This window comes from Streptomyces sp. L2, from assembly GCF_004124325.1.
Lineage (GTDB): Bacteria > Actinomycetota > Actinomycetes > Streptomycetales > Streptomycetaceae > Streptomyces.
Genome location: NZ_QBDT01000001.1, coordinates 6,995,146 through 7,012,945 on the forward strand (window position 1 = coordinate 6,995,146; position 17,800 = coordinate 7,012,945).

A 17,800-nucleotide genomic window follows, 5' to 3' on the forward strand; every position below is an offset into this window, starting at 1 on the left:
TCGGCCGTCATGCCCGCCGACCGCCATGCCCGTGGATGGCGTCCACCCGTCGGCGGTCATTTACGTGGGCCGGTCCGTCCGTCGGCCGTCCCGCCCGTCGGAGTCACGTCGTGACGTCCCTCGGCCGTGACGGTCGTGGGCCCTCACGCGGCCGCCAGCGGCTCCGCGGCCAGTAGTTTCCTGATGTCGCGGGCCGCCGCGCGTCCGGCGCGGTTGGCACCGACGGTGCTGGCGGACGGCCCGTAGCCGACGAGGTGGACACGGGGATCGCGCACCGCGCGGGTCCCCTCCACGCGGATCCCGCCGCCCGGCTCCCGCAGTCCCAACGGCGCCAGATGGCCGAGCGCGGGCCGGAAGCCGGTAGCCCACAGAATGACGTCGGCGGCGACCCGCCGGCCGTCCGGCCCGTCGCCCCACTCCACCCCGTCCGGAGTGATCCGTTCGAACATCGGCTGCCGGTCCAGGACCCCGTCCGCCAGCCCCTGCCGTACGGCGTCGGTGAGGGGGAGCCCGGTGACCGAGACGACGCTCCTCGGCGGCAGCCCCCGCCGCACCCGGTCCTCGACCAGCGCCACCGCCGCTCGTCCCGCCTCCTGGTCGAACGGGCCCTCCCGGAACACCGGCGGCCGCCGCGTCACCCAGGTGGTGGACGCCGCGTACGGGGCGATCTCCAGCAGATGCTGGGTGCCGGACGCGCCGCCGCCCACCACGACGACCCGCAGCCCGGCGAACTCCTCCGGTCCCGCGTACTGCGCGGTGTGCAGTTGCCTCCCGCGGAAGGACTCCTGGCCCGGATAGCGGGGCCAGAACGGGCGGTCCCAGGTGCCGGTGGCGTTGACAAGTGCCCGCGCCGACCACATGCCGTCCGAGGTGTCGACGAGCAGCCGTCCGCCGTCTCCCTCGCGCACGGCGCGCACCCGCACGGGGCGCCGTACCCGCAGCCCGAAGGCCTTCTCGTACCGGTCGAAGTACTCGCGGATCACCTCGGCCGAGGGCCGGTCCGGATCGGCGCCCGTCAGTTCCATGCCGGGCAGGGCGTGCATCCCGTGCACCTTGCCGTACGTCAGTGCCGGCCACCGGAACTGCCAGGCGCCGCCCGGGCCGGGGGAGTGGTCGAGGACCACGAAGTCGCGCTCCGGCACGAGACCGGTGCGCCGCAGGTGGTAGGCGCCGGCCAGCCCGGCCTGACCGGCGCCGATGACGACTGCCTCGACCTCACGCGTTTCGTTCACGCTTCTACCAACCAGCGGCCGTCCGTGGATCTTCCCGGCGCCGCGGCGTGTGAAAGCCCGCCCATGGGTGAGGATGAGGACATGTCCGATGCCTTCACCACCCGCACGCTGAACATCGCCACCGGCTCCCGGGAGCGGGTCGTCGACCTCACCCGGGACTGCGAGGACTTCCTGAGCGAGGCGGCGGCCGGGCGCGACGGCCTGCTGAACCTCTTCGTCCCGCACGCCACCGCAGGCATCGCGATCATCGAGACCGGCTCGGGAAGCGACGACGACCTCCTTGCCGCCCTGCACAGCCTCCTGCCCGCCGACGACCGCTGGCAGCACCGCCACGGCAGCCCCGGCCACGGCCGCGACCACGTCCTCCCCGCGATCGTCCCCCCGCACGCCACACTCCCGGTGATCGCGGGCCGCCTGGAACTGGGCACCTGGCAGTCCGTGTGCCTGGTCGACACGAACCGGGACAACCCCGACCGTCACGTGCGGCTGAGCTTTCTGGGCTGAGCCGGTCCTCTCAGTCTGCGGAAGACGGGTGCCGGCCGGGGCTCAGCGCAGGCCGGCGAAGAGGTCGTTCTCGGGGAGGGGGGCGCCCGTGGTGTCATGGACCCTGACGAACGTCTCCACGCCCATGAGCTGTGTGAACCTCTCCTTGCCCATTCGCAGGAAGAAGATGTTCTCGCCCTGGCTGGCATGCGCGGCCAGGGCGTCGAACTTCTGGCCGCCGAACTCGGTCGTGTCCACCCACGTGGTGATCTCCTCGTCGGGCAGGCCGATCTCGGGCATCGCTCCGGCCTCGGCAGGATCCGGCTGATCCGGCTGGTCCGTGTGATCCGGCTCCTCCCACTCCGCGCCGAACTCGCGCATGATCTTCCCGAATTCCTGCATCATCGAGCGCGGGGCGGTCGTCCAGTACACCTTCGGTGCCATCCCGGTGAGCGACAGCGCGGCCATGGTGATCCGGTTGGCCTGGATGTGATCGGGGTGGCCGTAGAAGCCGTTCTCGTCGTAGGTCACGACGACATCAGGCTGGTGACGCCGCATCAGCTCGGCCAGCCGCGCGGCCGCCTCGTCCACGGGCGTGCTCCAGAATGAGCCGGGCGCGGTGTTGGCCGGCCAGCCCATCATCCCGGAGTCGGCGTACCCGAGCATTTCGAGGTGACTGATGCCCAAGACCTCGCAGCTCGCTTCGAGTTCGGCTCGCCGCATCTCGGCGACGGCGTCGGGATCGTGCCCGGGTTCACCCGGCTTGGCACCGCCGGGGCCGTCGCCGCACGCGCCGTCGGTACAGGTGACGAGCACGGTGCGGATGCCCTCCGCCGCACAGCGGGCCAAGACGCCCCCGGTGCCCGTGGCCTCGTCGTCGGGGTGAGCGTGCACTGCCATCAGCGTCAAGGGCCGGTCAGCCATGAGATCCATCCCTGGTCGGTCAAGTGGTAGGTGCCAGTGTGCGGCACAGCGGTACCCGACCGCCCGCAGCCCGCCGGGAGCCACGGCCGGGGATCACCTCCCGGACGGCGCGCGTGTGAAGCGGTGCCTCACACCGGTTTGCGCCACACGGAGATGTGCTTCGTCGAGTCCTGGCCGAACGGTGACCCGTTCCAGTCCGCGACGCGTCGTTCCAGTTCGAGCCCCGCGATCCGGGCCATCAGGTCCAGCTCGGCCGGCCACGCGTACCGGTGACGGGAGTTGTCGCGGCGGTAGCGGCCGTCGTCACCACGGGTGAGGTGGTGCGAGACGAGGAGCTGCTCGACCAGGTCGAAGGTGTCGAAACCGAGGTGCCGCTCGGACACGTCGAACGGCACCGCGACCTGCCCGGGCGGCAGGAGCCGCAGGGGCGGTACGCCCAGTTCGATGACGAAGCGGCCACCGGGGGCCAGGTGACGTGCGGCGTTGCGGAAGCACTCGACCTGTTCGTCCTGCGTGAGCAGATTCGAGATGGTGTTGTAGACGAGGTAGACCAGGGTGAACTCGCCCGGGACGACGGTGGTGGCCATGTCCCCGATGGTGACCGGGAGCGTGTCCTCGCCGACCTTGCCCCGCAGAACCGCCGCCATGTGCGGGGACAGCTCGATGCCCACGACCGGTACGCCGCGTTCCCGGAGCGGGACACCCACCCGCCCGGTTCCGACGGCCAGCTCCAGAGCCCTGCCGTCTCCGGCGAGTTCGGCGAGGAAGTCGACGGTCGGCCCGAGGACGGCGGCCGAGGACATCTCGGTCTCCTCGGCGTCGTAGCGGTCGGCGTTCGCGCGGGTCCACAGCTCACTGCTCGTCACGGGCGGCCACTCTGCCGGACCGGGCGGGACGCTGTCGAAGCATTTGCGTGCCGCCCGCGCCGGGGCTCGCCGGGGAACCTGCCCCGGCCGCGACCGGCGGGTGCCTACGTGGTGGGGCGGCACAGGTTCCGTACGTACGAGCCGGCGGAGCGTCCCGCTCCCTGTGCCGCCAGAACCGCGGCCGTCAGCGGCGCGGGCGCTCGAGGGTGAGCAGCAGGCCCTCGACCGCACCGGGCCCTATACGGCCCTTGACGTCGGCGGACGTGATCGCCTTGAGGGCCCAGCCGTCCTCGGCGTGCTTGTTCAGAACCTTCTCCAGCTTGTCGCTGTCCAGCGCGTCGCCGATCAGCGACTCGCGGAAGGTGACGACCTTGTACTCGAGGGCGGCGGGGTTGCTCATGGCTGGGACCTTTCCTGGGATGGATGGACCGGTTGGGCGAACCGGCACAGCCAATCACCTTTCGGCGGCGCCGCACACCGTGGGGGCCGGGTCAGTGCGGCGAGCACCGTACGCCCGGCTTCGTCCGGGGGGGCGGACCGGGCGCACCGGACCTCCCGAGGCCGGGGGCTCAGGCGCCGCCGGACGCCGAACGCCGGCCGGATGCGCGGCGGGCCCTGCCGGATGCGGCACCAGAGCCGGAGCGGGCACCGGAGCCGGAGCCTGCACCAGAGCCGGAGCGGGCACCGGAGCCGGAGCCTGCACCAGAGCCAGAGCGGGCACCGGAGCCTGCACCAGAGCCAGAGCGCGCACCGGCACCGGAGGCGGCACCGGACGCCGTACCGCTGCTTGCCCGCCGACCGGAGGTCGCACCGGACGCCGTACCGCCGCCGGTCCGACGGCCGGAACGGCTGCCGCCCGAGCCCGCCGCACCGGCGGCCGCGGCCGTGGACTTGCCGGCCCCCGACCGGCGGCCGGAGCCGCGCCCGCCGCCCGCGGACGGCTGGGCGGCCCCGGCCACCCCGGCGGCAGCGGCGTCAGCGGTCCCGCGCGTCGAGCCCTGGTCCCTCGTTCCCCCAGTCCGGCGCGCCGAGCCCTCGTCCCTCGCTCCCGCCGCGCCCCGGCGGCCCGCGCCCTGGGCGCTCGTACCGGTACCGCCGCCGCCCGCCGTCTCCGCACCGCCGGCCCTGCGGCGGCGGCTGGACCGCCTGCCCGGCTCGGCACCGGCCCTCCGCTCCCGGCGGGGCGCGGGCAGGGTGGCCGGCTGGGGCACCTCGATGGTGACGGGCACGCCGGACGGTTCACGGGCGCCGGTGATGGTGGCCAGTTCCGCGTCGCCGGACGTGACGCGTGCCGTCCTGGCGCGGATGCCCGCATCGGAGATGAGCCGGGTGACGTCCCGCTTCTGCTCGGGCAGGACCAGTGTGACCACGCTGCCCGAGCCCCCGGCGCGGGCCGTACGGCCGCCCCGGTGCAGGTAGTCCTTGTGGTCGGCGGGCGGATCGACGTTCACGACGAGGTCGAGGTCGTCGACGTGGATGCCGCGCGCCGCGACGTTGGTGGCCACCAGCGCGGTGACCTGCCCGTTCTTGAACTGCTCCAGGGTGCGGTTGCGCTGCGGCTGGCTGCGGCCCCCGTGCAGCGCCGCCGCGCGGACACCGACCGCCAGGAGCCGCTTGGCGAGCCGGTCGGCGGACCGCTTCGTGTCGAGGAAGAGGATGACCCGGCCGTCCCGAGCCGCGATGCGCGTGGTCACGGCCTTCTTGTCGGTCTCGTCCAGGACGTGGAGCACGTGGTGCTCCATGGTGGTCACCGCGCCCGCGGACGGGTCCACCGAGTGCACGACGGGGTCGGTCAGGAACCGCTGCACCAGACGGTCGATGTTGGCGTCCAGCGTGGCCGAGAAGAGCATGCGCTGACCGTCGGCCCGCACCTGCTGGATCAGCTTGGTGATCTGCGGCAGGAACCCCATGTCGGTCATCTGGTCGGCCTCGTCCAGCACCGTGACCCGCACGTCGCCGAGCACGCAGTCCCCGCGCTCCACCAGGTCGTTGAGCCTGCCCGGAGTCGCCACGAGCACCTCGGCGCCGCGCCGCAGCGCACCGGCCTGCTTGGTGATGGACAGCCCGCCGACCACGGTGGCCAGGCGCAGGTTCACGGCCGTGGCGTAGGGGGCCAGCGCGTCCGTCACCTGCTGGGCCAGCTCACGGGTGGGCACCAGCACGAGGGCGAGCGGTGCCTTGGGCTCGGCCCGCAGCCCGGCGGTGCGGGCCAGCAGGGCCAGCCCGAACGCGAGGGTCTTGCCGGAACCGGTGCGCCCGCGCCCCAGCACGTCACGCCCGGCGAGCGAGTTCGGCAGCGTGGCGGCCTGAATGGGGAAAGGGGTGGTGACACCCTCGGCGGCGAGGGCCTTCAGCAGCGCCTCGGGCATCGCCAGACCGGCGAAGTCCTCGACGGGGGGAAGCGCGGGCGTCGTGTTTTCCGGCAGCCGGAATTCCCTGGGCGACGACGCGGACGGTGACGGCGACGAGGCGCGCCGGTTCGACTTCTGGGGCCTGCGGGACATGCGGATATCTGCCTTCCTGGAAACAGCGCAAACCGGGGCCCGCACCATCAAGGTGCGAACCCCGGTGAGCGAAAACGCCGCCGACGATCAGGCGGGGAGGATGTTCTCCGCCTGCGGGCCCTTCTGGCCCTGCGTGACGTCGAAGGAGACCCGCTGGCCCTCCTGCAGCTCACGGAAGCCCTGGGTGGCGATGTTCGAGTAGTGGGCGAAGACGTCCGGGCCGCCGCCGTCCTGCTGAATGAAACCGAAACCCTTTTCGGAGTTGAACCACTTCACGGTTCCCTGTGCCATGACTTTCTCCTTCTGTAGGCAGAGGCCCCATCCGGAGATGCCGGAAAACAAATAATGCGCCCAAAGGAGAAACATTCCCGTCAGGCGCACATAGGTTCATGGGTACCACAACTGCAACCCCGAAAGCGTAGCACAGCGGCCCGGTGCGGCCAGGCTTTCCCGGCTCCTCCGGGCGAGGCGGACTGGGAATCGGCCGAAGATCCTTCTACCGTGGGGTCCGCCTCCCCCTGTGGGGGCCGACGACGTGAAGGGGGCCCGGTGGAAGCCGAGTTGGGGACACTCGCCGCGCAGGGGGCCACGGCCCTGATCGGTCTGATGGCCGCGGACGGGTGGACACACCTCAAGCAGGGGACACGCCGGCTCACCGGGTGGCTCTCCCGCCGGGGCGCCGGGGAGGAGGAGCTGGACGCCTCCCGGGAGGAGCTGGACGAAGCCCGGCAGCGGGGCGACGAGGACGAGGTGACGCCCCGCCTCGCCGCCGCGTGGGAACGGCGCCTGCACACCATCCTGAGCGAGGACCCCGAGGCGGCCGAGGAACTGCGGCGGCTGCTGGCCGACCTCCTGCCGACCGCGTCGTACGACATCACCTTCGACGTCTCGTCCACCGGGCCGGCCGGTCCGGGTACCCGGCCTGATCACATTCCCGCCCTGACCGGCGGCTTCAGCAACCGCGTCAGCGAACTGGAGCGGATGGACACCCTCTGCGGCGCACCCGGCCGGGTGAACCTCGCCGTGCTGGCCGGTCTGCCCGGCGTCGGCAAGACCGCGTTCGCCTGCCGCTGGGCGGACAAGGAACGGGACCGCTTCCCCGACGGCCTCTTCTACGTCGACTACGCCGCCCTCCGCGACGAGTCGGCCGTCGGCGCGGCCATGGGCGCCGACGTCTCCCAGGCCCTCTCCGCGATCCTGAAGGCGCTGCTGGGCAGTGACGAACACGTCCCGGCGACGCTCGCCGAGCTGACCCGCAGCTATGTCTCCGCCTCCCGTGACCGCCGCATCCTCGTCCTCATCGACAACGTCACCCTGCCCGCCCAGGTACGGCCCCTGATCCCCAGCGGCCCCGGCAGCACGGTCCTCGTCACCAGCCACAGCAGGTTGGGCGAACTGGTGGCCGTCGACGGAGCCCACCTCCTCGCGCTGAAGCCGCTCGACACGGAGGGCGGGCTGCATCTCCTCGCCGACCGCTGCGGCGAACAAGCGGTGGCCGCCGAACCGGCCGCCGCCGCACACCTCGTCGACCTGTGCGGCGGCCTCCCCGTCGCACTGCGGATCGTCGCGGCCCGCCTGCTCACCGACGACTCCCTGACCATGGCCGACCTGGCCGCCGAACTCGACGACGAGACCGAACGGCTCGACGGCATGGCCCTCCCCGGCGGCACCCACTCGGTCTCCGCCGTCCTCGGGCCGTCCTACCGGTTGCTGCCGCCCGGCCCCGCCCGCATGTTCCGCCTGCTCGGCTGGCTTCCGGCCGGTTTGTTCGACGCCGGGACCGCGGCCGCCGCCGCAGGCGTCGACACCCGCACCGCCCGGCGGCTGCTGCGCGAACTCGTCGTCGCGAGCCTGCTGGACACCGAACGCGACGGCCGCTTCCGCCTGCACGACCTGGTCCGCCTGTACGCCCGCGAGCGTGCCGAGGCCGAGGAGCTGCCCGCGGAGCAGGCGGCCCTCGTCGCACGCGTGGCCACCCACTACCTCGCCCTCGTCTCCCTCGCCGACCGGGCGGTACGCGCCGACCGCCTGCGCGTCGCCGACCCGGCCGGCCTGCTCACCGGGGCCACCGACCCCTTCGCCGGTGCCGGCCGCCCCTCCGCCCTGACCTGGCTCGACGCCGAGTGCCCGGCGATCCTCGCCGTGCTGCGCGCGGCCGTACGACACGGTCTGCACGACATCGCCTGGCCGCTGTCCGAGGCCTTCACCGTCCTCTTCCTGCACCACCGCTACCTCGGTGCGTGGAAGGAGTCCCTGGAACTCGGCGCCGAGGCGGCCGCCGCGGCCGGAGCGGTGGCCGGCGAGGCACGCCTGCGCAGCCTGCTCTCCCGGCCCCTGACGGACCTCGGCGACGACGCCCGCGCCGGCGCCGAACTGGACCGCGCCGTGGCCCTCGCCGAGACCACGGACCACCACCTGCTGCGCGCGTCCGTCCAGGAATTCCTCGGCCGCCACCTGGACCGGTGCGACCCGGCCCGCACGGTCGAGACGTACCGCTACTGCCTCGACCTCAACCGCCTCGCCGGTGACCGGCGCGGCGAGGCGCTGGCCGCCCACTTCCTCGGCTGCGCCCAGGACGCCCGGGGCGACCACGCGAACGCCCTGGTCACCCTCACCGGCGCGCACGAGGCTCTGCTGCACCTCCCCGAACCCGATCACCGCATGGCGGCACGGACCCTGCTGGCCCTCGGTCTCGTCCACGACCACCTGGGCCACGAGGAAGCGGCATTCCACGCGCTGCGCACGGCGGCCGGCACCCTGCGGGACCAGCACGCGACCCACTACGAAGCGCGGGCACTGCTGGCCCTCGCCGACCTCGCCCAGCGGACGGGCCACGATCCCGGCCTGGTGCGGCAGTCGCTCACCCGCGCCGTGGAGATCCACGAGGCGAGCGGCAACCCGCTCGCGGACGAGCTGCGCCTGCGGCTGGCGGCCCTCGGCTGACCGTGCGCGCGGTGATCGGGGGGATCGGGGGTGGTGATCGTGTGTGCGGTGATCGGGCGGCCGGTCCTCAGGTCGCGTGCGGCGGCGCCGGGCGCACCCGCAGCACCACGTCCTCGTCCCGCACTCCGTCGATCCGCAGGGTCACCAGGGCGTCGGCCGGCACACGGCCCTGCCGCACATACGCGTAGACGACGGCCGCCACGAGTCCGGGCGGCGCCGCCGGTCCGGTCACGGCCGCTTCCACCACCCGTCCGTCCCGCAGCGCCACCAGATGCCCGCCGCCCCGCACCGCCGTCACCGCCAGGAGGGCGCCGGGCAGCTCCGCGAGCGTGCCGCGCAGCCAGGCCAGCGCCTCGGCCCGGCTCCCGGCATGCTCGGACCGCTCGACGACCGACGCGCTCTCCAGCAACCCCCGGTCCCGCTCGGCGTCCGAGCAGGCGAGGTGCGCGAACGAGGCCGCCGGGCCCGCCGCCTGCTCCTCGGCATCCAGACCGCCGTGCGTGAGCGCGTATGCCGCCGCCGGGAACCTCCGCACCGAGACCACCTCGTCCCCGGCCTCCGTCACCACCACCCACGAGGTGACCGGTCGCGCGTCCAGGGCCGCCGCGGGCGGGCCAGGCGACGTCGGCGGCGCGGTCGCCGGCTCGGGCAGGCCGAGCAGGTCGTACACGGCCGTACGGAGCCGCGCGAGCGCGCTCCCCGGTGCGTCGAAGGCCCGCCGCGCGACCTCCGTGTACCGGTCGGGCGTGTGCTCCCGTACGACGCTCTCGACGCGCGCTCGCAGATCGTCGCCCGGACCGAGGCGTGGGGCGGCGGCCGCCAGGTCGTGTACGGCGGTTCCGGGCACGGAGTCGGCCCCGAACGCCGCCAGCAGCACCGGGGTGCCGAGGGCGGCGCCGTACAGCGTCACCGAGCCGTGATCGCCGACGACGACGTCCGCCGCGACGAGCGCCGGGCGCCAGGCGTGCACCGGCGGCACCAGGATCAGGCCCGCGTCCAGGGCAGCGGACTGCAGCGCCCGGATCTGCCAGGAGCCGTGGGCCGACCAGACGTTGGGGTGGATCACGGCGGCGACCTGGTACGTGTCACGGGGGAGGGCGCCGAGCAGCCGGACGGGCAGGTCGGGGTGCGCGCCCAGGAGCGAGGTGGGCCCCCAGGTGGAGCTGAGGACGACGAGACGCTGGTCCTCCGCGACCCCCAGCGCTTCGCGGTACGACCGCCGGTGCGCACGGCCGGCCAGCAGATCGTCGAAGCAGGGGTCGCCGAGCAGGAGGGTGCGGCCGGCGGTCTTGGGGTGGGCGGCGAGGAGCTGCCGCTCCTGGTCCGGGTGCGAGACGGCGAGCCAGGCGCGGCCCGATTCGAGGAGGGCGTCCGGTACCAGGCCGGACAGCCGGTCGTGCGGGCCGCGCGAGTCCGGCACCCGCTTCTGGAAGCCCACGCCGTGCGGCAGCACCAGGACCGGGTGGTCGCCGTCGGGTATCTCCAGGTTCTCGCTGGCCGTGAGCAGCAGGTCGGGCCGGATCCCCGCGAGCTGCTCCCAGGGTATGACCCGGCACCCGGAGGCGTGCAGGAGGTCCAGCACGCCCGAGGCGAACGCGGAGGTGGGGTCGTAGGCGAAGACGACGCTCACCCGCGGGTCGTCACGCACGAGCGCGGGCAGCGATTCGAGCACGCGCACGGTCGAGGTGACGGTACGGGCGGCGACGACGAGGGTCCGCTCGGCCGGGAAGGTGCGCCAGCGCTCGGCGTCCGGGCCTACCGGAACCCGCAGGAAGGGCAGGGACACCGGCGGGGACAGCGGGGACAGGCGACTACGACCGGACAACACGTCCGCCCCCGCACCCCAGGGCTCCTACAGTTCGCGGTTCGCGGTTCGCGGTTCGCGGTTCGCGGTTCGCGGTTCGCGGTTCGCGGTTCGCGGTTCGCGGTTCGCGGTTCGCGGTTCGCGGTTCGCGGTTCGCGGTTCGCGGTTCGCGGTTCGCGGGCACGGTTGCCGTATCAGATGACAAGTTGGGTGACAACCCTTCAGGTACGAGCGCCGCAGGTGAACCGGTCCACCGTAACGAATCGGGAGGTGCCGGCCCAGGGCTACGCCGGACGGGACGCCGGGACCAGGCCGAGCCGCTGGGCGCGCAGCACGGTGCTGACCCGGTTGCGGGTGCCGAGCTTGCGGTAGATGTTCTCGACGTGCTTGTGCACCGTCCGGGCCGAGATGCCCAGGCGGCGGCCGATGGAGTCGGCGGTGAGGGCGTCGGTGAGCAGCAGCAGGACAGTCGTCTCGCGGGGTGTCAGCGCGCAGTCCGCCGCCCGTTCGTCCAGCTCCGCCGCCGGTCCGGCCGACCGCCACTCCACCAGTAGCTGCCGCTGCCGCTCCACCCCGCCCAGCAGCGGCTGCACCCGCTGGGCCATGTCGAGGTGGTCGTCGGTGAAGTCACGGCCGGAGCGGTAGACGAGGCACCCGGTGATCGGTGCGGTGGTCCCCGGCAGGGGCAGAGCCAGTACCTGGTGGACGCCGAGGGCGTCACCGAGCAGGCGTGCGGTCGGGCTGTGCGGCCAGGACCGGCCCACGACCCGGAGCGCGGTGAGCGGGACCCGGTCCGGCCGGGCGGCGTAGTGATCCGCGAACGGGTAGCCCGCGCGGACCAGGCCCAGCTGGTCGTCCCCGAGCCGGGCCAGCTCGGCGCCGGCCGCGTCAGGTGCCGTACCGACCGTGCCCCGGCGTTCGCTCCACTCGTCCAGCTTGTAGATCACGGCCTCCCCACCGCACAGCTCGGTGAGGGCGCTGCCGAGCAGGGGCCACAGGCGCTCCGGTTCCCGTTCGTGGAGCGCCGCCACAGCGATCGCGGCCATCCGTTCGTAGGCCCTGTCCAGCCCTCGTCCCACGTGTTCCTCTCCGGGTGTGCCGTCCGTCCCGCCGCCGACCCCGTCCGTAGAGCGTACGTACTTGTACGCATACCCGTGCCGCTCCGGGGCGGAGCAGAATGCCTCCAGGCGGCGGCCGACCTGCTCGGACGCGCGCCGGAGGCATGCCGGGCGGGCCGCCGGCACGGGGGAACGGCGGCCCGCCCGGTGTGTTCTCGGGAACCTCCCCCAAGTGGCGCCCGAGCCGGCACGAACGCGCCCGAAGGGGCGCGGGGAACTGCGCGACCAGCCCCCACCGGCCCGCGGAACCGTCCCCCAGTCCCTCCCGGCTTGCCCCGGCTCCCCGGCAAGGGCGCCTCACCCGCCCCAGGCCGCCGCGCACAGCGCACGGTCCACCGCGTCGGTGTAGTGGGCCGCCGCCAGCCAGGCCCGGGCGAAACGGTCCGGATCGGCCGGCCGCAGGCGGCCGAAGTGATCACGGTCCCGCTCAGCCGCCGCCGCGTTCAGTTCCTCCAGGATGTCGCCGGCCGTCGCGAGCCCGTCCCGGCTCAACCGCCGCGCGTCGGCGCCGGTGCGCCCGGGAAAGGACAGCACACGCCGGCTGCCCGAGGCCGCCTGGTGGACGCGGCGCCGCAGCAGGTGCACCGGCGCCTCGGCCGGCGCGGGAGCGAGGGCGTCGGCCGGCGCTGCCGGCCGCTCGGCCGGCAGGTCCGCGCGCAGCAGCCGGTCCAGGCCGAGGTCGAGGCGGGTGCCGTCGAGGGTCGGGTGCTCGCTCGCCAGGAGCTGGGCGCGGGCATGCGAGGCCGGGGCGAGCCGGGCGACGATCCGCAGCCGGCTGCCCCGCGCGGCGGACAGCAGGCGCAGGTTGTCCCGGTGCGGGAGCGCCGGATGGTCGTGCGCGGCGGTCAGCCGCAGCGGAACACCGCCGCAGTCGGCCAGCAGACAGTCACCCGCCGCCTCCCGGACCGCGCCGGCGAGTGTGACCTCGATGAACAGCAGGTCTGGGCCGTCCTCGCTCATGGCCCGCGCGACCTGGTCCGCTACGGGCACCGCCCACAGCCGGTCCAGTGGCTCCGCGCGCCATTCCGCACCGGACGCGCGCACCGCCCGTACACCCGCGCCCGCACCGAGCCGCCCGGTCGGCGACACCGTGGCCCCCGACACCGCGAGCCCAGCCCGGGACAGCTCACGGTGGGTCAGGGCCGTGTCCCCGACGCGTACGGCCCGGTCGGCGGCGCCCGCCGCCCGGCCCGCCCCGCCCGGCGCCACGTCCGCCACCTGGTACAGGCGGCCCTCCGCGTCGGCGGTCCAGGTGACCGCGCCCGCATAGCCACTCGCCGTGAGTACCGGCTCGGAGAAGAGGCCGTACAGCCGCAGTGAGCCGTCCGGACGGTACGGCTGCCGCACGCTGCCACGCAGCCCGGCCAGCTCCGCCCCCTCGGCCCGGGGGACGCGGTGGGCCGTGGACAGCACCTCGCGGAGTGCCGCGACGAGGTCGGCCAGGCGGTACGCCGGGTCGGCGGCGCGGGCCGCGCGCAGGGCGGTGACCACGGAGACGGCGGAGGCGGCGGCCCGGGGCAGCCCCGCGAGCCGCGCGGTGTGTCCGGCCCGCAGCAACTCGGCCTGGAGCACCGCTCCGGAACCGTCCGCGCCGGCCTCCAGCACGGCGCTCGCGGCGCCGTGGATCGCGCGGGCCGCGGAGCGCTGTTCCGGCGTGGCCGTCTCACGCGGTCCGTTCGCCTCGGCCGGTATGTCCGGACCGCCCGCCTCGGGATTCCCGGAGCCGGAGGCCGCGTCCGCTGCTGAATCCGGGTTCGTGCGCGATGCCGTGAGGGGTGCCGTGCGTGATGCCGTGTCGGGTCCCGTGCGCGGTGCCGTGTCGGGTTCCGCCGTTGCTCCGGCGGCGGGTTCCTCTTCCGCTATCGGCGCCGCCGACGCCGCCGCGGCGCGGTGCAGGCAGTCCGGGGCGAGCAGGCAACCGCAGCGCACGGCGTCCGCGCTCGTCACCGAGCCGCCGGGGGCCTGGAGTTCGACGTGCGTGCTGTCGTCGACGGCGATGCGGACGGTGTCGCCGTCGTGGACGACCGGCCGGTCCGCGAGCTTGGCGACGCCCGCGTCGAGCCGCTTGCGCAGCCGGGGCGACAGCGCGGCGACCAGTTCGGCGGTCACCGAGGGGGCGACCGGAGGCAGGCCCGGGCTCATACGGTCTTCTCCCTTACCCAGCGGGCGAGTTCGAGCGGGCTGAGGGCCGCGACGGGCATGCCGGCGGCGACCAGCTGCCCTGCCACGCCGGTCGAGTACCGGGGGCGGCCCGCGTCGTCGAGGCTCGCGCAGCCGAGCACCTGACAGCCGGCCCCGACCAGCGCGCGGACCTCGGCGAGCAGCCCGCCGAGCGGAAAACCCTCCTCGAAGTCGCTGACGACCACGACGAGCGTGCGGGACGGCACCGTCACCAGTTCCCGGGCGTGCCGCAGCCCGGCCGCGATGTGCGTGCCACCGCCCACACTGACCTCCAGCAGCAGCGACAACGGGTCGTCGACGTGGCCGGTGAGGTCGACGACCTCGGTGGAGAACGCCAGGAAGTGCGTGGAGAGCGTGGGAACTCCGGCGAGGACAGAGGCCGTCAGCGCCGCCCAGATCGTGGACGCCTCCATCGACCCTGACACGTCGGTGACCAGGATCAGCCGCCAGTCCGCGGCCCGCTTCGCCCGGGCGCGGAACACGGGTCGCTCCGGAATCACCTGGACCGAACCGTCCGGGGTGCGGCGCGCCGTCGCCAGGTTGGCGCGCAGCGTGCGGGGCAGGTCGAGGCCCCCGCCCGGGCGCCGGCTCGGGCGCAGCAGGGCGGTGCCGTGCAGGGCGGGGCGCAGCCGGGTGGCGAGCTCCCGGGTCAAGGCCTCGACCAGGTGCCGGACCAGCGGACGCAGCGCGGCCAGCCGGGCCTCGGGCAGGCCGCCGGCGTGGCGGAGCACCGAGCGCAGCAGATCCACCGAGGGCCGTACGGTGTCCGGGTCCAGCTCGGCGAACACGTCCTGCCGGCCCGTCGCCGCGGCCGCCGCCAGCACCTCTTCCCGAACGCCCGGTCCGAACAGCGCGGCCAGCTCCTCCGACCACTCCCGCACACCGGGATACGGCGCCTCGCGTCCGCCGCCGCTCCCCGGGCCGACGAGGTCGCCCCGGCTCCCCTCGCCGCGCCCGCTGCCGTACAGCTCGTCCAGAGCCGTGGCCAACGGCCGGGCGGAGGAAGGAAGTTCCTCGCTGCGGCGGCCCAGTACGAGGCGCCAACGGTCGGCGGGGGCGAGGTGGCGCCCGGCTGTCGAGCCGACCGGGGTGCCGGGGAGTCCGGCGGGGACCGCGGGTTCGGTGCGGGCGGATGCCGCGGCCCGCGGGGACGACGGCCCCGGACCCCGGGCATCGACGGCGGGGGGAGTCAGCTGTGCCTGCGGGGGTGCGGGCGGCAGCAGGCCCAGTGCGGCGAGAGCCTCGCGTGCGGCGAGGTCGGCGCGGGCCCAGGTGGCCAGGGCGAGCGGGTCGGCGGGTCCGGTGTCGGCCAGGCGCGCTGCGCCGAGCCGCTCCTCCACGGTGGCCAGGAGCCGGTCGCGGGCCGCGGGGCTGAGGGCGTCGAATCCGCCGCGCAGCGCCGGCAGCCGGTCCAGGAAGTCTTGGTCGGGCAGCTCCGCCACCCGGTTCAGCAGCGGCTCCAGGGCGGGTGCCGCGGACTCCAGCAACGGGCCCGCCGCGGTGAGCAGTCCGGCGAGGCGCGCGGTGAGCGCCGACCAGGACGCGGTGTCGTGGGCGCCGTCCACCCAGGACGCCACCCGGTCGCCGAACCTCCGCGGATCGTCCTGCCCGAGCAGCACGCGTACGGCCCCCGCGGCGCCGCGCATCAGCGGGGAGCCGTCGGCGGCCAGCCGGGCCAACGCGTCGGTCAGCCGGATACCACCCACCAGGTCGGCCCGGTGGGCGAGTTCGAGGAGGGCCCGGGCGTCGGCGGGGTCCTCGGACCCGGTGAGCCCGTCCACCTGGCGCACCGCGGCGGCGGTGAGCGACTCGGCCACGGCGGCCGCCCGCGCCGTACGGTGCTCATCGGCGTCCAGCCCGGCGATGTGACCGGCCCGCAGCCGGTCCAGCAGGGCCAGCCCGGAGAGGAGTTCGGGCAGGGTTCCGGAGTCGGGCAGCACCTTCGCGGTGTCGGTGAGCCGTTCGCCGGTGAGGCCCGGCAGACCGCATTCCGCCGCCTCCTCCAAGCCCCGCAGGGTCTGGGCGGCCGTCGGACCGCCCTCGTCGCGCTCGTCACGCCACCGTTCCCGCAGCAGGCCTTCGACCGCCTGGGCGGGGGTGACCCCGCGGATGCTGACCGCCGTCAGTACAGCCGCCGTGGCCGGGGTCCAGCGCACCTCCCAGCGGGACGTGAGGGCCTCGGCGCCACCCGTGCCGGCGACCGCCTTGGGCTCCGCGTACGGCACGCCGCACACCGTCAGCCGGCGCAGCAGGAGTTCGCGGCGGCGGTCGAGGCCGGAACGGAGCGGGTCGAGCCGTAGGTCCCGCGCCGAGCCCGGGCCGCTGTCCCCCGGCCCCGGGAGTCCCAGCGTGGACAGTTCCGCCTCCACCGCCGGCACCAGCCCACTGCGCGGCGCGCCCGGCGCCGGACGGCCGGCCCGCGTCCCGACGAGCACCGTCTCCAGTGCCCGCGCGACGGCCCGTCCCCTGCCGTACGGCTCGCCCTGCGCGAGGACCGTCTGCACCGCCTCCACCAGCTCACCCCGGCCCGCCGCGGGGAGCCCGCGCAGCCGGGCCAGGTCCCCGGCCAGCCGTACGATCTCCCGCGCGTCGGCGGGCCCCGACGGGTGGCCGAGGGCGCGCAGTTCCGCACAGATCCGTACGGCCGCCCTGGTCAGCACGTCCTCCAGCGCGGTGGGATCCCCCGCCGACTCGAGCACCATGTGCTGCCACTCGGGGTCCCGGATTCCCGCAGGGTACCCGGACCGGGCGTCCAGCAGCGCGTAGGTGTAGGGAATGAGCGACGTGGTCCACGCTGGGCGCGGTGCCGCACTCCGCCCGGTGCCGTCGGCATCGCGAGGCTGGCCACCGCCGGTCCCGTCGCCGGCGCCTTCCTCCCCGAGAGGCAGCAGGAGGGCCGGGGCGTGGAAGGCGCCCACCACCACCGCGGCACGCTCGCCGTTCGCCGTGGCCCCGGCCAGACAGGACCGCATCCACTGTTCCCGCCGCAGATCCAGCTCCGGTACGCCGCCCGAGGCGACGGCGTCCTGGCGCAGCGCCCAGCCGGTGAGCAGCGCTGCCCGCCGCAGCGCCTCCGGTGGGGAGCCGGGGGCGGTGGCCTCGACGAGCCGGTCCCACAGGTCGTCCCCGGGGCGCCCGGTCAGGCGGGCGCGGAGCGCGGTGGCGAGACCGGGGGCCGCGGGCGGGCGCGGGGAGCCTTCCCGCTCACCCCATGCCCGGTCCGTGAGCGGCAGGTCGCAGGCGATCACGGGCACGTCCCGGCGCGCCGCCCACCGCACCGCCGCCAGCTCGGGCGAGAAGTCGGCGAACGGGTAGAAGGCCGGGCCCGTCTCCCCGCCGGCGCAGGCGGCGGCCAGCGCGACCGGCGCCCGGGTGTCCTCATGGGCCAGCCACGGCAGCCAGTCCTGCAGTTCCGCGGGGAGTTCGACGAGCAGCACGTCGGGCTCCGCCGCGTCCAGCAGCGCCGGCACGGCAGCGGCCAGGGAGGGCGCGTGGTGGCGCACCCCGATCAGGTAGGGCGCCCCCGGGGCGGTGAGGGCCGCCACAGCCGCTTCCGGAGTGGTGGTGGCGGACGCGGGCCTTCCGTGCGGGGCGTTGGCCGGGGCGGCGGCTTCCGGAGTGGTGGAGTCGGCGGACGCGGTCGTTTCGCGTGGGGCGTTGGCCGGGGCGGCGGCTTCCGGCGTGGTGGGGTCGGCGGACGCGGTCGTTTCGCGTGGGGCGTTGGCCGGGGCGGCGGCTTCCGGCG

Annotated in this window: 12 protein-coding genes; 2 read left to right on the forward strand and 10 right to left on the reverse strand. The window is 74.9% G+C overall.

Annotation, left to right across the window (positions count from 1 at the left end):
* Positions 1-143 precede the first annotated feature (143 nt).
* Positions 144-1,232, reverse strand: coding sequence for an NAD(P)-binding domain-containing protein (locus DBP14_RS31365; protein ID WP_129310871.1), 1,089 nt, complete (start codon positions 1,230-1,232; stop codon positions 144-146).
* 81 nt (positions 1,233-1,313) lie between these two features.
* Here DBP14_RS31365 and DBP14_RS31370 point away from each other — a divergent pair, with 81 nt between their 5' ends.
* Positions 1,314-1,736 carry a secondary thiamine-phosphate synthase enzyme YjbQ gene (locus DBP14_RS31370; RefSeq protein WP_129310873.1) on the forward strand — a complete coding sequence of 141 codons (423 nt, stop codon included), beginning with the start codon at positions 1,314-1,316 and terminating at the stop codon, positions 1,734-1,736.
* A gap of 42 nt (positions 1,737-1,778) precedes the next feature.
* Here DBP14_RS31370 and DBP14_RS31375 read toward each other — a convergent pair whose 3' ends face one another.
* From DBP14_RS31375 to DBP14_RS31395, 5 genes are all read right to left on the reverse strand, one after another.
* Positions 1,779-2,639, reverse strand: coding sequence for a PIG-L family deacetylase (locus DBP14_RS31375; protein WP_129310875.1), 861 nt, complete (start codon positions 2,637-2,639; stop codon positions 1,779-1,781).
* 128 nt (positions 2,640-2,767) lie between these two features.
* Positions 2,768-3,505, reverse strand: a complete 738-nt coding sequence (locus DBP14_RS31380) for a class I SAM-dependent methyltransferase (protein WP_129310877.1) — start codon at positions 3,503-3,505, stop codon at positions 2,768-2,770.
* A 184-nt stretch (positions 3,506-3,689) separates the two neighbouring features.
* Positions 3,690-3,905, reverse strand: coding sequence for a DUF4177 domain-containing protein (locus DBP14_RS31385; RefSeq protein WP_129310879.1), 216 nt, complete (start codon positions 3,903-3,905; stop codon positions 3,690-3,692).
* A gap of 169 nt (positions 3,906-4,074) precedes the next feature.
* Positions 4,075-6,009, reverse strand: a complete 1,935-nt coding sequence (locus DBP14_RS31390) for a DEAD/DEAH box helicase (protein ID WP_241741083.1) — start codon at positions 6,007-6,009, stop codon at positions 4,075-4,077.
* 87 nt (positions 6,010-6,096) lie between these two features.
* Positions 6,097-6,300, reverse strand: coding sequence for a cold-shock protein (locus tag DBP14_RS31395; protein ID WP_129310881.1), 204 nt, complete (start codon positions 6,298-6,300; stop codon positions 6,097-6,099).
* A 258-nt stretch (positions 6,301-6,558) separates the two neighbouring features.
* On the opposite strand from DBP14_RS31395, the gene DBP14_RS31400 reads away from it, so the two are divergent.
* The gene (locus DBP14_RS31400) at positions 6,559-8,952 is read left to right on the forward strand and encodes an NB-ARC domain-containing protein (RefSeq protein WP_129310883.1); all 2,394 of its coding nucleotides are present in this window, start codon (positions 6,559-6,561) and stop codon (positions 8,950-8,952) included.
* Between the two features lie 67 nt (positions 8,953-9,019).
* Here DBP14_RS31400 and DBP14_RS31405 read toward each other — a convergent pair whose 3' ends face one another.
* The 4 genes from DBP14_RS31405 to DBP14_RS31425 form a co-directional block, all read right to left on the reverse strand.
* Positions 9,020-10,777: a hypothetical protein gene (locus DBP14_RS31405; protein ID WP_241741084.1), complete on the reverse strand. Its 1,758-nt coding sequence runs from the start codon at positions 10,775-10,777 to the stop codon at positions 9,020-9,022.
* A gap of 263 nt (positions 10,778-11,040) precedes the next feature.
* Complete coding sequence (locus DBP14_RS31415; protein WP_129312175.1) at positions 11,041-11,802, reverse strand: LuxR C-terminal-related transcriptional regulator; 762 nt, start codon at positions 11,800-11,802, stop codon at positions 11,041-11,043.
* Between the two features lie 369 nt (positions 11,803-12,171).
* A complete protein-coding gene (locus DBP14_RS31420; RefSeq protein WP_129310885.1) occupies positions 12,172-14,016 on the reverse strand; it encodes a hypothetical protein in 1,845 nt (614 codons plus the stop codon).
* Positions 14,013-17,600, reverse strand: a complete 3,588-nt coding sequence (locus DBP14_RS31425; protein ID WP_129312176.1) for a DUF5682 family protein — start codon at positions 17,598-17,600, stop codon at positions 14,013-14,015. Before DBP14_RS31425 ends, DBP14_RS31420 begins: the two co-directional genes overlap by 4 nt.
* Positions 17,601-17,800 lie beyond the last annotated feature (200 nt).

What these genes read in the sequence shown, in the direction of transcription:
- DBP14_RS31370 (WP_129310873.1), top strand. Translation starts at nt 1,314, where the DNA reads ATGTCCGATGCCTTCACCACCCGCACGCTGAACATCGCCACCGGCTCC.
- DBP14_RS31375 (WP_129310875.1), bottom strand. Translation starts at nt 2,639, where the DNA reads ATGGCTGACCGGCCCTTGACGCTGATGGCAGTGCACGCTCACCCCGAC.
- DBP14_RS31385 (WP_129310879.1), bottom strand. Translation starts at nt 3,905, where the DNA reads ATGAGCAACCCCGCCGCCCTCGAGTACAAGGTCGTCACCTTCCGCGAG.
- DBP14_RS31390 (WP_241741083.1), bottom strand. Translation starts at nt 6,009, where the DNA reads ATGTCCCGCAGGCCCCAGAAGTCGAACCGGCGCGCCTCGTCGCCGTCA.
- DBP14_RS31395 (WP_129310881.1), bottom strand. Translation starts at nt 6,300, where the DNA reads ATGGCACAGGGAACCGTGAAGTGGTTCAACTCCGAAAAGGGTTTCGGT.
- DBP14_RS31415 (WP_129312175.1), bottom strand. Translation starts at nt 11,802, where the DNA reads ATGGCCGCGATCGCTGTGGCGGCGCTCCACGAACGGGAACCGGAGCGC.
- DBP14_RS31420 (WP_129310885.1), bottom strand. Translation starts at nt 14,016, where the DNA reads ATGAGCCCGGGCCTGCCTCCGGTCGCCCCCTCGGTGACCGCCGAACTG.